Origin of the sequence: Prevotella sp. 10(H), from assembly GCF_000711235.1 — a bacterium.
Lineage (GTDB): Bacteria > Bacteroidota > Bacteroidia > Bacteroidales > Dysgonomonadaceae > Dysgonomonas.
This window is the reverse complement of the sequence record NZ_JOMI01000001.1, coordinates 16254-28917: the sequence shown is the minus strand read 5'-3', so window position 1 is coordinate 28917 and position 12664 is coordinate 16254. Positions and strand designations below refer to the sequence as shown.

Below are 12664 nucleotides of genomic sequence, written 5' to 3'. Positions count from 1 at the left end.
ATGAAAATAGTTATCTATATATTTCTGGCAAGCTTGATCGAATGCGTTACGTGGTGCAACAAAATCGTTGTATTAGCAATTAAATATTTATCCTATTTGATTAATTCATTTAATAGGATACTGCGTAAAAGCCAACGCCCGTTATTCGCTTTAAGCATCAGGGAACAAAGGAAGATTTTAAAAAGAGAACCATTAAAGAAAGAAGATAATTTACCTGAACAACTCAACTCGGCTCATCCGGTCGTTGGAAATACAAAGACTGTTCTTATTTTCAGGTTGCCTGAACTGAATGAGGCTGTTCCTTTTGAAACGGTAGAGGTACCATTGGAAGAACCGCAGGAACCGGTAGAAATGCCATTTCCCGAATCGGATGAATTCGAAGAGGAAAGAGAAACCCTTCCATCTGAAGAGCTTCGAAAAGAAATGGAGGAAGCGTTATTTGACGGGTATGAAAATGATTTACCTGATGATGATACAAGCGGTATATCCGTTCAGGAAATGGAGCAGGCTTATAAAGTCCTGCATAATAAAATACCGGCAGAATCAGTGAATAGCGATATTGTAGCAAATGTTCTTTATACCCTGAATGGAACGGATATGTTCAAGATGTTTATCAATACCGAGGAGAGCGATATAATGGCTAAATCGATTATGGATGGTTATATAAAGAAATATAAAGTGGATATTACAAAGGTGGATACAAAAGAGTTTAATATGGATATGTATTTAGAGTAAAGATCATCCAGGTTTTTTATTCGAAACTCCAAATAGGAATACATATTTATAAGATAAATCGGGATTATACCGTCTATTCAGACAGAAGCCGTAAAAATTAATAATTACCCTATAAATAATTACAAAAGAAGTATCTTAACAATTGAGATACTTCTTTTATAATTAACAGAATCGGGAATTATACCTATTTATTCTTTACCCAATACCAATATTTTTTTCTTCTTCTCTTGGTTTCTTTCAACTTTTGATAATCTTCTTCAGGAGATGTGATTCTCTGCTTATCATCTGAAACAAGTTCAACCTTTTGTTGATTATCTGTTTCGTTTAGTTGTCCATCTGTAATTTTCATAATAAACCTCCTTTTTATTTAGTTTTTATTCGATAGATTCCGCCTTCGAAAAATCCAAAATCTCTCATTTAATACATTTTGTTCTAATAATTAAGCCATAGTGCGTTTTTCTGTTTCTTATTTATCCTTTTTAAGTAAATCATTTATCGATTTAATTTTAAAGGCATAACTGATCCTGAAAATACCATATGTCATAAAAGCTATTGAAACCAGCATCACAACAAATAACCCATTAAGTACAGGACTTAACATATAAAAAATAGAGAATAGTATTCCCAGGATAGAAAGAGCCAGTAACCATCCCCAGCCTTTTACCCCCTGTTGCTGAAGTTCACAGGACAAACCAATCGAAAGAATTGATCGGAACAATATCCAAAAACCCACAAAATATACCAGCATGGTGGTTACTACCGGTAAAGGCATGCAAACGAGCAGTACTCCCAATACAATATCAATTATGCCTCCAGTTAAGGCCCACCCCCAGTTATTGGATGTTTTCCTGTTCGAGACAGCATATATAATATCAATTATACCACTGATAAAAAACATTGTAATAAAGAAAACGGTAAGGGCAACCAGTGTTGTATCGGGTGTAACCAATGATACAACTCCCATAATAAGAGCCAATATGCCTATTAATAACGACATCCACCAGTATTTAGGCTTCTCTCTGTACAAAAATGTTGTTTTCATAATCTTTTAGTTTTAGTATTTTTTACTTGATTATTTCTTATAACGAAGATCATGATTTAAATAAAAACATCCGTGTCCTTCCTTATAACGAAAATGTCCTGAATCATCGATTATGACTTAAAAGGGAAAAATCAGAGGAATGAATATAATCATAACTACTCCCATTATTATTTGCAAAGGAAGTCCCACTTTAACATAATCTTTAAAAGTGTAATTTCCTGCATTCATCACCAACGCATTAGGAGGGGTTGAGAATGGCGAAGCAAAACACATAGATGCCGCTACGGCTACAGCCAGCAGGAACGGGTACGGGCTTACATTCATAACCAGAGCCGTCTTCATAGCTATTGGCGCAAACAGTACGGCAGTTGCCGTATTACTAATAAACAAGGAAAGTATCGAAGTAAAACAATAAATCGCCGCCAGCATTACAGATGGCCCCATCGAACCGAACCCTTGCGATAATGCTTCGGAAATATATGTCGTAATACCTGTTTTTTCAAAGGCCGTTGCCATAGGTAGCATAGCTGCAATAAGGACGATACTGTTCCAGTTGATACTATCATACGCTTCTTCCATATTCCTCAGGCATCCTGTAATAACCATCAGAACAGCCGCTATCAATACAACTGTTACAGCCGGCAGCAGATTAAATGTCATGGCAAATACCATTGCTATCAGTATCGATGCTGCAAGCGGAGCTTTTTTATTAAAACTGACTTTTGATGCTTCCTTTTCCGGTTGACCAATAATAACAAAATCCCGTTGGTTATTCGACAATGAGATAATATCTTCCCATTTGCCGGATAGGAGCAATACATCGCCTGTTTGCATTTTTTTATCTTTCACGTCTTTGGCCGGGCCACTCACCGAGCTTTTAATACTCGCCACAATAACATGGTACTTCTCCCTGAAACGGCTATCTGTAACTGTGCGGTTTTCCAGATATGAATCAGGAAGTATAACAGCTTCTATCAATCCATATTCTTCCGAACCGGATTCTTTTTCCTTTTGGCTGATATCAGAAAGGATGAGACTAGAATGTTCTACAAAGAGTTTTATATTATCAATACTTCCATAACAATAAAGTATATCGTCTTTGGCTATCCGAGAATCCGGCCTGGCAATCTCCTGTTCGTCTTTTTTTAAAATAAACCCGGACTTTCCTTTATGGATTATTTTCCCGACAACAATTCCATAATTTGATGTTAGTTGTAATTCATCAAGAGATTTTCCTATGATTTCTGTTTTACCGGGTACAATAATTTTCCACAGGTTATTGTTCAAATCATATTCTTCTATGAGTTCTGATAACGATTTACTTTGTACCGACCGGTCATTCCCGTTTTTATTTGCTTTGAGCAACCTGCTGGAAAAAAACAGGATAATTATCCCTACTATTACAGCTATACATCCTATCGGGGCAAAAGAGAAAAATCCTAACGGCTCAAATCCGTTATTTACCAATGTGTCCTGTATTATCATATTCGGAGGAGTACTGATCAACGTGAAAATACCCATCGCACTGGCAAAAGCCATCGGCATCAGATAGCGGCGTATATTAAGCTTAGAAGATGCAGCTATACTAATCAGGATAGGCATCATAATAGCAACTGTACCTGTATTGCTGACAAACGCGCCGATAAATGCCGTAACCAGCATAACCAGAACGAAAAGAAGGTTTTCATTCCCTCCCGCCAATTTAAGTATCTTGCTGCCTATCAGTTTGGCCAGGCCTGTACGGGAGATAGCACCTCCTATGACAAACAATCCTGCCATCATTAATACAATAGAACTGGAAAATCCGGCAAGGGCTTCGCCTGTAGTAAGGATACCGAAAAGCAAGAGGGCTAAGAGTGAACATAAGGCGACCAGATCGGAACGGATTTTTCCCCGAACAAAGAATATTATTGTTACGACCAATATGATCAATGTCGTATTAAAACCTGAAAATATTATATCCCAATTCATTTTATTACAAAGATTAAAATGTGTAATTAAAAAAGCCGTGCCGGAATGAAATACATTGCCTGACACGGCTAACAAATAAATAGTATAGAAAAGCTATTTCATTTCTTATTCAATATTGCCATGAATTCATCTCCCGTTATTGTTTCCTTCTGGAGAAGATAATCCGTGAGTTCATGTATTTTATCCAGGTTATCCCTGATAATCTGAGATGCCTTTTCATGCGCGTCTTTTATCATCTTGAGTACTTCCCTGTCTATGGCTGCCGATATTTCAGGCGAGCAGGTCAATGTACTATCGCCACCCAGGTAAGCATTATTCACCGTTTCCAAAGCCATCATATCGAATTCTTCACTCATCCCGTAGCGGGTAACCATTGCCCGCGCCATTTTGGTAGCCTGTTCAATATCATTGGATGCTCCGGTTGTAACCGTATTGCAGATTATTTCTTCGGCTGCACGTCCTCCGGTCAGAGTAGCGATCCTGTTCAGCAGTTCTTCCCTGCTCATCAGGTTCTGATCCCCTGAATCCACTTGCATGGTATAGCCTAATGCGCCGGAGGTTCGTGGTATAATGGTTATCTTATGCACAGGAGCGGTATTTTTCTGTTTGGCGGCAACAATGGCATGTCCTATTTCGTGATAAGCAATGATCTTTTTTTCTTCATCAGAAATAACCTTCCCTTTCTTCTGTGCTCCGGCTATCACCACCTCTACACTTTCTTCCAGATCGACAGTAGTTACACTATCTTTACCTAGCCTTACAGCCCTTAATGCTGCTTCGTTAACTATGTTCGCTAACTCAGCTCCCGATGCACCGGAAGTAGCACGTGCCACAAGGTCGAGATTGATATTTTCATGTTTAACTTTTTTCAGATGTACGTTTAGTATAGCTTTCCGTCCTTCAAGGTCGGGCAATTCCATCTGTATGCGCCTGTCGAAACGTCCCGGGCGTAATAAAGCGCTATCAAGACTTTCCGGGCGGTTAGTAGCTGCCAGTATAACAACGCCCGTTTGTCCATTAAATCCGTCCATTTCTGTCAATAGTTGATTGAGTGTTTGTTCACGTTCATCATTACCTCCCATACGGCTGTCTCGTTTTTTACCGATGGTATCTATCTCATCTATAAAGATGATACAAGGCGCCTTTTCCTTTGCTTGTTTAAAGAGGTCACGTACTTTAGCGGCGCCTACACCAACAAACATTTGTACAAACTCAGAACCCGATATAGCAAAAAACGGTACTTTCGCTTCTCCTGCAACAGCGCGTGCTATCAAAGTCTTACCTGTTCCCGGAGGACCTACCAACAAGGCTCCTTTTGGCAGGTTTGCACCGATTGATGCATATCTCTGCGGATTATGAAGGAAGTCCACAATTTCGTTCAGGGATTCTTTTGCCTCATCTTGTCCGGCAACGTCAGCGAATGTTGTTTTTATTTCCGATTCGGCATATATCTTGGCATTACTCTTTCCGAATGACATAACGTTTTCACCTCCTCCCATACGTCCCTGAATCATTTTTGAGCCTGAACGGAATATCCAGAAGAATATCAATCCCGGAAGTACCCACATTAACAAGAAACTGATAATCGGTGAGTTTTGCCTGGGAATGGTCTTGGTGAACTCAATCTTACCATTTTCATTCGGGCTTTCAGAAGCAAGTAATCTGTTTACCAAATCAGGATCATCTACCGCACCTGTCTGATAAGTTTGCTCTTCATTACTGTCATTCAAAGCAGAATAATAGATCTTCCCCTCATCCATCTTTACCTGCTTGACTTTCCCTTTGTCAACTTTTTCGATAAATGTACCATAATCGGTATCGGTTATTTTTTTCTCCGACAAGCCCGGTACAACTAATGAATTGATCAGCATCAATACAACGAGCACAATTATAAAATTGTAATAAGAAGGCATTGGCGTATTGCCATTCTGAGCCGGTTCATTTTGTTTATTCTTCTTTTCTTGCTTTTCCATAATTCGTTTAATTTTATTTATTTGTTTAGTACAAAAGTGCTGTTTTAAATCTGCCCGTATGTAACTGATTTGACAATAGAAATGTCCTGAATAACGAATTTTGAAAATAAAGTTGTATCATTGTGTACAGATTGGCTTCATAAACACTAAAAGATAAGATATGCAGAAGGAGCATAAAACATTATCATTGAAAAGAGTAGCAGACGAAACAGGAAATGCGCTTTTGAAAAATTATATTATTTCCGACAGCAGTAAATTTCCCGATTATATAGGGTTGGAAGAAGCATTCCTTTTTGACGGTCTTATATTGGGAGTATGTATCAAAGGAAACGGAATGCTGAAAGTCAACCATCGTCAATATGGAGTAAAAGCTAATACAATTACCTGCATATTTCCAAAGAATTTATGCACAATGTTAAAAGTATCGGATGACTTCCTGTTCGAACTGATGTTTTTTTCTCAGGATTATATCGTTTCTTTTCCCCTGCGTATGGATAAGGATATTTTGGTTAATATGAATGAGAATCCGGTTACTGAAGTGAGTAAAGAAGCCATCTATAATATTCTTGAACTTCATTCTATCATTATAAAGCAGCATCATGAAGACCTTGCATTTAAGGAAGATATAATCAAATCCCTGATTATGGCCCTCATGCTTGAGATTGGTTCTTATTATAAGATTGAAATGGATAGAGGGATCCTCAGGCAATCATCCAGGGAAGACGATGTTGCCAAAAAGTTTTTTTTGTTGCTGATGGAACATTTCCGCGCGGAAAAGAAACTGGCTTTCTATGCTGATAAATTATGCCTGACTCCAAACTACCTGTCATCCATTATAAAAAAAGTGAGCGGAAATTCATTTCAGGAATGGATACAGATAGCGCTGATAACCGAAATTAAGAAGCAGCTAAAAACAACGGATTTATCGATCCTCCAGATATCTGAAGATCTGAACTTTGCCAATCCTTCTTTTTTCGGACGATTCTTCAAACAATATACAGGAATGACCCCGTTGAAATACAGGAACTCCTAATCAATTGGTAATTCAAGTGATTTTAGTAACGGATTGTCTTTTATTTTAGACAAGGGTTCCACTGTTATGACCCCGCTATGCTCAATGGCTTTTTTTATTACTTCGTCAGACCCTGTCATATACACCTTTTCAACTCTTTTGCCCAAAAGCCATGTTATCAGGTAGCTGAAATTATATATCAATAATAATTGTTGTCCGACAGCAACAACTAAGTAATCATCAACATCAAACAATAGTATAGTCTTTAGCCCGTCATTCAATTCTTTATAATTTATGTTATCCAAAAAAATGGCTATGCGCATATTGGTTATTCAATTAGGTTTCAGGATACGAAGACATATAAAGCAGGTATATAGAACATGTATCCTTCTTGCAGGTAAATATAGCAAGAGATGGGGAAATGAAAATGACAGTATAGATAACAAAAATGTCCTGAATGACGAATCTTTATCATTTATGAAAATCTAATTGAACAGGGAAGTTATCACCATTTTGTGATCTCGATAAACTAATGGCTGATCTCAACTTTCTTGAGTAATATAAAAAGATAGCCTGTGATGTTAACTTCACGGGCTTTATTTATTTTAAATAAAAAGTTATAAAATTGTTAATAATCTATTAATTAACAGGAATACATATATCCACAATCCAGGGGGAGTTAGCATCCTGAGTATCGCCTACACAACTGATATAAATTTCATAATGGTCTCTCATGTCGCATCCATAGCCTTTTTCGCCAAGTAAAACATATACCTTTTGCCAGGCTTCGCCATATTCTGCCATAGTTACTTCTACCTGCATCATAAAATACTTGCCTCCGGTGATGGTATAGCGTTTCATTCCTTCTCCCGGTTCAGTGCCTGCCAAGTCTTCCAGACAAGCCTCCGAACGGAGTTTATCTGTCGGAGTATCCATCGGATTATCGTGATAGATACCCGCCATTTTAGGCATAGCCGCCCAAAGGTTGTTCTCACCTGCCCATGCCGCAAGTTTCTCAAATGCGCTTCCAATAGCGGAATAATCACCTACATGTGAGATTGCAATTGTATTTATCGGTTCAAGATTTTTTATCTCTGTACTATTTATTTTCATAGGTCTAAATTCTTAATTATTTGTTTTATGATACTTTTTATTTCAATAGGCTTAACCACTGTTGTTGTGTCGGCATTTGCCAATACCCACCTCGCTAGACCTTCAAGAGAATAAGCCATATATGTTTGTTCAATCTGCCCGTTTTCAAGTTCTTTTTCTTCTACTAAACCCATGTAATGGCATCTGTCGGCAAAGTTTTTGGACACCTCTTTACTCGTATGCAAAATTACTTCATGAAGGCAGTTGGGATCATCTACTTCTATAAGAGATTCCAATGGAGGATGAACTTTAGTATGCTTACTATCTGTAATTTTTATATTCTCTATACGGTCTAGCCTGAACATCCGGTATTCTTCCCTTAAATGACACCAGGCGGCAAGATACCAACGGGGATGCGAATAACTGATACCGACAGCTTCCAATAACCGATTGCTTTTATTTTCTCCTGCATTTGTATAGTTAATCTCTACGATTAATTTATCATTAATGCTGCTTAGTATTACCTGCATCAGATTGGGTAAACTTTCTTTGGTATTCCTGCTTTTATATACAGCAATGGTATCTTCCATATCGTGAAGGTATTTTTTATCCACTGCCCGTAATGCAGCACGGATTTTATCCATTCCCTGACGAAAATAATTGCTGTTCTGGGTATCGGTCAGTTGCTCGATAATCTTTTCGGCTGTAAGAAAAGCCATCGCTTCCTCTTTGGTAAACATAAGCGAAGGCAGCCTGTAACCTTCAACCAGTGAATAACCTATTCCCGAATTACCACATATGGGCACTCCTGCTTCCGACAGGGTACTCATATCGCGATAAATCGTCCGGAGACTTACCCCGAAACGTTTTGCCATCTCAGAGGCTTTGACAATCGGTCGCGACTGTAATTGTACTAATAATGCCGATATACGGTCAATTCGGTTTAAGTCTTTATCCACTGTGCAATTTTATTCAATAATCAATGCCCAAAGTACGCCAAATTTATCCAGAATTTCTGCATATAACTTAGCATAACCCGGCTGGCAAAGTTCGCATTTTATTTGTCCGCCGACAGATAATTTTGCATAAATGTCTTTAAGCTGCTCCTCTGTATCGCAAAATACCGTTATTGTAAGACCTGAACCGAAATCGGTTTTTGTACCGGGCATCGTATCTGCCATACTGATTGTGCAGCCATTAAAATCCAGATTGGAATGGATTATCTTATCCTTGTAACCCGCGGGGCTTTCCATTTCCTGATATTCTCCATAGCGACATATCTCTCCAATTGTTCCGTTAAATACTCCGGCATAAAAGTTCAATGCTTCTTCTGCATTGCCATTAAAGGCTAAATAAGGTTTAATTTTCATGTTTATATTTTTTTTAATTAACTACACTGCAAATGTATCAGGTGGGAATGACAACAGTATGTCAGCAAGTTTTTTAATACCTTATTTTTTTAAGGTATCATTAAGAAAACACCCTACCGTAATTCCTGAAAGTGAAACATTATGACATATAAAGCAATACGCCGACAGGTTTGGAATTCAGCTATTTAGTTCCAATATATTTGATATCGCAATTCATTTAGTTATTCATTTTAAAATGTAAAAGCGATGCAAAAATTATTTTTTCTTTCCACATTTCTCTTAGCTGCAACCGCCATGTATGCCCAAGGCAACGGCCAGGCCGGTATTACCGAAGCCACCAATATGGTAACCTCTTATTTCGATCCCGGCACCAAACTTATTTATGCCATTGGCGCGGTTGTCGGCCTGATCGGCGGAGTCAAAGTCTACGGAAAATTCTCTTCCGGAGATCCCGATACCTCCAAGACTGCAGCTTCCTGGTTCGGAGCGTGCATCTTCCTTATCGTTGCTGCGACAATCCTGAGATCATTCTTTTTGTAAATGTCCCTTTTGTTTCCCCAATGGGGAAAGCCCGAGAGTACAAAAAAATCGATTTAGAACTAAAGATTTAGAAAATGGAATATTCAATCAACAAAGGCATTGGGCGCAATAGCGAGTTCAAGGGTCTCAAAGCGCAATACCTTTTCATATTCGCAGGAGGATTACTGGCTGTATTTATACTTTTTGTAATCATGTATATGGCAGGGGTCAGTCAGTGGATTTGTATCGGATTCGGGATTATTACCGGCGGAGGGCTTGTCTGGGGTACTTTCTTCCTGAACGGTAAATACGGTGAATACGGATTACTAAAACTGATGGCGTTGGCGAACCATCCCCGCTATATCATTAACCGACGGAAGATAAACCATCTTTTCAAACGAATCGTCAGGACAACAATACAAATGGACAATAACAGCTGACGCGATGAGGAATATTTTAAAAGCAGCAACATTAGAGAGTAAGTTTCCGCTGTTATCCGTAGAGCATGGTATTATTATCAGCAAGGATGCGGATATCACACTTTGTTACCAGGTGGAACTTCCCGAACTCTATACAGTCACATCCGCAGAATATGAAGCAATCCACGGTTCATGGCTTAAAGCCATCAAAGTATTACCGAATTATTCCATCGTACATAAGCAGGACTGGTTTATACAGGAAAATTATAAACCCCAGGTACGCTCTGCCGACATGAGTTTCCTTGACCGCAGTTTCCAGCTTCACTTCAATGAGCGGCCATACCTGAATCATACCAGTTATCTGTTCCTTACCAAGACAACGAAAGAACGGGCACGTCAGCAAAGCAATTTCAATGCACTGACCAGAGGCTTTATCATACCTAAAGAAATGCAGGATAAGGAAACGGCGCTCCGGTTTATGGAGAGCTGTGACCAATTCGAGCGGATCATTAATGATAGCGGATTTATCAGCCTCAAAAAAATGACTACCGATGATATCACCGGATTGGAAGAACAAGCAGGTATTATCGAAAAATATTTCTCCCTGTCTCAGGAAGACACGACCTGCCTGAAGGATATTGACCTGAACCCGGCTGAGATGCGTATCGGCGATAAGCGGCTGGTGTTGCATACCCTGTCCGATTCGGAAGATCTTCCCACTAAGGTCAATACTGACACCCGGTATGAGAAGTTATCCACCGACAGGAGCGATTGTAGGTTGTCCTTTGCCGCACCTGTGGGCGTATTATTAAGTTGTAACCATATTTACAACCAGTTCATTTTTATTGACGACCACACAGAAAACCTCAGTCAGTTTGAGAAACAGGCGCGCAATATGCATTCCCTGTCGAGGTATAGCCGCAGCAATCAGATTAACCGCGAATGGATCGAGCATTACCTGAACGAAGCCCATAGCTTCGGTCTTATCTCCGTGCGCTGCCATTGCAATGTAATAGCATGGAGCGAAGATTCGGAAGAACTGAAACGTATCAAAAACGATGTCGGCTCGCAACTGGCATTGATGGAATGCAAGCCGCGCCACAATATCATCGATGTGCCTACCCTGTATTGGGCGGCCATTCCCGGAAACGAAGGAGACTTTCCGAATGAGGAAAGTTTTTACACCTTTATCGAGCAGGCTGTATGCCTGTTTGTGGAAGAAACCAATTACAGGAATTCTCCGTCGCCTTTCGGCATCAAGATGGTTGACAGGCTGACCGGAAAACCAATTCATGTGGATATTTCCGACCTGCCGATGAAGAAGGGTATAATCACCAACCGTAACAAGTTCATCTTAGGGCCTTCCGGTTCGGGAAAATCTTTTTTTACGAACCATATGGTCAGGCAGTATTGGGAACAGGGTACGCATGTACTGTTAGTCGATACGGGAAACTCTTATCAGGGACTCTGCGAACTGATAAACCGCAAGACCAAAGGAGAGGATGGAATCTATTTTACGTATACCGAAGAAAACCCGATTTCGTTTAATCCATTTTTTACGGATGACGGCATTTTCGATATTGAGAAGAAAGAGTCTATCAAGACACTGATATTAACCCTCTGGAAAAGGGATGACGAGCCGCCGACACGCGCTGAAGAAGTAGCCCTGTCCAATGCCGTCAACCAGTATCTTGAGAAGATAAAGACGGATAAATCGGTTATTCCCTGTTTCAATACTTTCTATGAATTTGTGTATGACGAATACCGGCAGGTTCTCGAGAAGAAGAATACGCGCGAGAAGGATTTCGATGTTCATAATTTCCTGAATGTATTGGAGCCATACTATCTGGGAGGTGAGTATGATTTCCTCTTGAACTCGGATAAGCAGCTGGATCTACTGTCAAAACGCTTTATTGTTTTCGAGATAGACGCCATTAAAGACCATAAAATCCTGTTTCCGATAGTCACGATTATCATTATGGAATCATTCATCAATAAAATGAGAAGATTAAGGGGAATCCGCAAGATGATATTAATTGAAGAAGCCTGGAAAGCAATCGCCAAAGAGGGGATGGCAGAGTACATTAAGTATTTGTATAAGACTGTCCGTAAATATTTTGGCGAGGCAATCACGGTCACACAGGAGGTCGAAGATCTGTTAAGCTCGGAGATAGTCAAAGAGTCCATAATCAACAACTCCGATTGTAAAATCCTGCTCGACCAACGTAAATACATGAACAAATTCGATTCCATACAGGAATTACTGGGACTGACCGATAAAGAAAAGTCACAGATACTGTCCATCAATATGGCCAATAATCCGAACAGGAAATACAAAGAAGTGTGGATCGGACTTGGCGGAGTGCAATCGGCGGTCTATGCCACCGAAGTTTCGATGGAAGAATATCTGGCATATACGACCGAAGAGACTGAGAAGATGGAAGTATTCCAGCTGGCTGAAAAGCTGGACGGCAATATAGAACTGGCCATCAAAAGGCTCGCAAATAATAAACGAAATAATTAATTAAAAA

Annotated in this window: 14 protein-coding genes; 6 read left to right on the top strand and 8 right to left on the bottom strand. The window is 39.5% G+C overall.

The window, feature by feature from the left end:
* Positions 1–735 carry a hypothetical protein gene (locus tag K348_RS0100180; RefSeq protein WP_029901767.1) on the top strand — a complete coding sequence of 245 codons (735 nt, stop codon included), beginning with the start codon at positions 1–3 and terminating at the stop codon, positions 733–735.
* 184 nt (positions 736–919) lie between these two features.
* On the opposite strand, the gene K348_RS19115 is transcribed toward K348_RS0100180, so the two are convergent.
* From K348_RS19115 to ftsH, 4 genes are all read right to left on the bottom strand, one after another.
* Positions 920–1084 (bottom strand): hypothetical protein, encoded by a 165-nt coding sequence (locus K348_RS19115; RefSeq protein ID WP_156032675.1) that lies wholly within the window; start codon positions 1082–1084, stop codon positions 920–922.
* 117 nt (positions 1085–1201) lie between these two features.
* Entirely contained in the window at positions 1202–1777 is a 576-nt protein-coding gene (locus K348_RS0100170; RefSeq protein ID WP_029901765.1) for an HdeD family acid-resistance protein, read from the bottom strand.
* A 117-nt stretch (positions 1778–1894) separates the two neighbouring features.
* Positions 1895–3748: an SLC13 family permease gene (locus tag K348_RS0100165; RefSeq protein WP_029901763.1), complete on the bottom strand. Its 1854-nt coding sequence runs from the start codon at positions 3746–3748 to the stop codon at positions 1895–1897.
* Positions 3749–3846: 98 nt separating this feature from the next.
* Positions 3847–5661 carry an ATP-dependent zinc metalloprotease FtsH gene (ftsH, locus tag K348_RS0100160; protein ID WP_029901761.1) on the bottom strand — a complete coding sequence of 605 codons (1815 nt, stop codon included), beginning with the start codon at positions 5659–5661 and terminating at the stop codon, positions 3847–3849.
* 220 nt (positions 5662–5881) lie between these two features.
* On the opposite strand from ftsH, the gene K348_RS0100155 reads away from it, so the two are divergent.
* Positions 5882–6754, top strand: coding sequence for an AraC family transcriptional regulator (locus K348_RS0100155; RefSeq protein ID WP_029901759.1), 873 nt, complete (start codon positions 5882–5884; stop codon positions 6752–6754).
* On the opposite strand, the gene K348_RS0100150 is transcribed toward K348_RS0100155, so the two are convergent.
* Positions 6751–7056 (bottom strand): hypothetical protein, encoded by a 306-nt coding sequence (locus K348_RS0100150; protein ID WP_029901757.1) that lies wholly within the window; start codon positions 7054–7056, stop codon positions 6751–6753. The genes K348_RS0100155 and K348_RS0100150 overlap by 4 nt on opposite strands.
* Between K348_RS0100150 and K348_RS19110 the strand changes: the two genes are divergently transcribed.
* Positions 7049–7222: a hypothetical protein gene (locus K348_RS19110; RefSeq protein WP_156032673.1), complete on the top strand. Its 174-nt coding sequence runs from the start codon at positions 7049–7051 to the stop codon at positions 7220–7222. The genes K348_RS0100150 and K348_RS19110 overlap by 8 nt on opposite strands.
* A 150-nt stretch (positions 7223–7372) precedes the next feature.
* On the opposite strand, the gene K348_RS0100140 is transcribed toward K348_RS19110, so the two are convergent.
* From K348_RS0100140 to K348_RS0100130, 3 genes are read right to left on the bottom strand one after another with little or no spacing between them, the layout of a single operon-like run.
* Positions 7373–7846: a GyrI-like domain-containing protein gene (locus K348_RS0100140; protein WP_029901755.1), complete on the bottom strand. Its 474-nt coding sequence runs from the start codon at positions 7844–7846 to the stop codon at positions 7373–7375.
* A complete protein-coding gene (locus K348_RS0100135) occupies positions 7843–8784 on the bottom strand; it encodes a YafY family protein (protein WP_029901754.1) in 942 nt (313 codons plus the stop codon). Before K348_RS0100135 ends, K348_RS0100140 begins: the two co-directional genes overlap by 4 nt.
* A 9-nt stretch (positions 8785–8793) precedes the next feature.
* Positions 8794–9195 carry a VOC family protein gene (locus K348_RS0100130; RefSeq protein WP_029901751.1) on the bottom strand — a complete coding sequence of 134 codons (402 nt, stop codon included), beginning with the start codon at positions 9193–9195 and terminating at the stop codon, positions 8794–8796.
* A 246-nt stretch (positions 9196–9441) separates the two neighbouring features.
* Here K348_RS0100130 and K348_RS0100125 point away from each other — a divergent pair, with 246 nt between their 5' ends.
* From K348_RS0100125 to K348_RS0100115, 3 genes are all read left to right on the top strand, one after another.
* Positions 9442–9735 (top strand): DUF4134 domain-containing protein, encoded by a 294-nt coding sequence (locus tag K348_RS0100125; protein ID WP_029901749.1) that lies wholly within the window; start codon positions 9442–9444, stop codon positions 9733–9735.
* A 74-nt stretch (positions 9736–9809) separates the two neighbouring features.
* The gene (locus K348_RS0100120; protein WP_029901747.1) at positions 9810–10154 is read left to right on the top strand and encodes a DUF4133 domain-containing protein; all 345 of its coding nucleotides are present in this window, start codon (positions 9810–9812) and stop codon (positions 10152–10154) included.
* 4 nt (positions 10155–10158) lie between these two features.
* Complete coding sequence (locus K348_RS0100115; RefSeq protein WP_029901745.1) at positions 10159–12657, top strand: TraG family conjugative transposon ATPase; 2499 nt, start codon at positions 10159–10161, stop codon at positions 12655–12657.
* The last annotated feature ends 7 nt before the right edge of the window (positions 12658–12664 follow it).

Coding starts and splice junctions, on each gene's coding strand:
- K348_RS0100155 (WP_029901759.1), top strand. CDS start 5,882: ATGCAGAAGGAGCATAAAACATTATCATTGAAAAGAGTAGCAGACGAA.
- K348_RS0100125 (WP_029901749.1), top strand. CDS start 9,442: ATGCAAAAATTATTTTTTCTTTCCACATTTCTCTTAGCTGCAACCGCC.
- K348_RS19115 (WP_156032675.1), bottom strand. CDS start 1,084: ATGAAAATTACAGATGGACAACTAAACGAAACAGATAATCAACAAAAG.
- K348_RS19110 (WP_156032673.1), top strand. CDS start 7,049: ATGCGCATATTGGTTATTCAATTAGGTTTCAGGATACGAAGACATATA.
- K348_RS0100115 (WP_029901745.1), top strand. CDS start 10,159: ATGAGGAATATTTTAAAAGCAGCAACATTAGAGAGTAAGTTTCCGCTG.
- K348_RS0100180 (WP_029901767.1), top strand. CDS start 1: ATGAAAATAGTTATCTATATATTTCTGGCAAGCTTGATCGAATGCGTT.
- K348_RS0100170 (WP_029901765.1), bottom strand. CDS start 1,777: ATGAAAACAACATTTTTGTACAGAGAGAAGCCTAAATACTGGTGGATG.
- K348_RS0100150 (WP_029901757.1), bottom strand. CDS start 7,056: ATGCGCATAGCCATTTTTTTGGATAACATAAATTATAAAGAATTGAAT.
- ftsH (WP_029901761.1), bottom strand. CDS start 5,661: ATGCCTTCTTATTACAATTTTATAATTGTGCTCGTTGTATTGATGCTG.
- K348_RS0100120 (WP_029901747.1), top strand. CDS start 9,810: ATGGAATATTCAATCAACAAAGGCATTGGGCGCAATAGCGAGTTCAAG.
- K348_RS0100140 (WP_029901755.1), bottom strand. CDS start 7,846: ATGAAAATAAATAGTACAGAGATAAAAAATCTTGAACCGATAAATACA.
- K348_RS0100165 (WP_029901763.1), bottom strand. CDS start 3,748: ATGAATTGGGATATAATATTTTCAGGTTTTAATACGACATTGATCATA.
- K348_RS0100130 (WP_029901751.1), bottom strand. CDS start 9,195: ATGAAAATTAAACCTTATTTAGCCTTTAATGGCAATGCAGAAGAAGCA.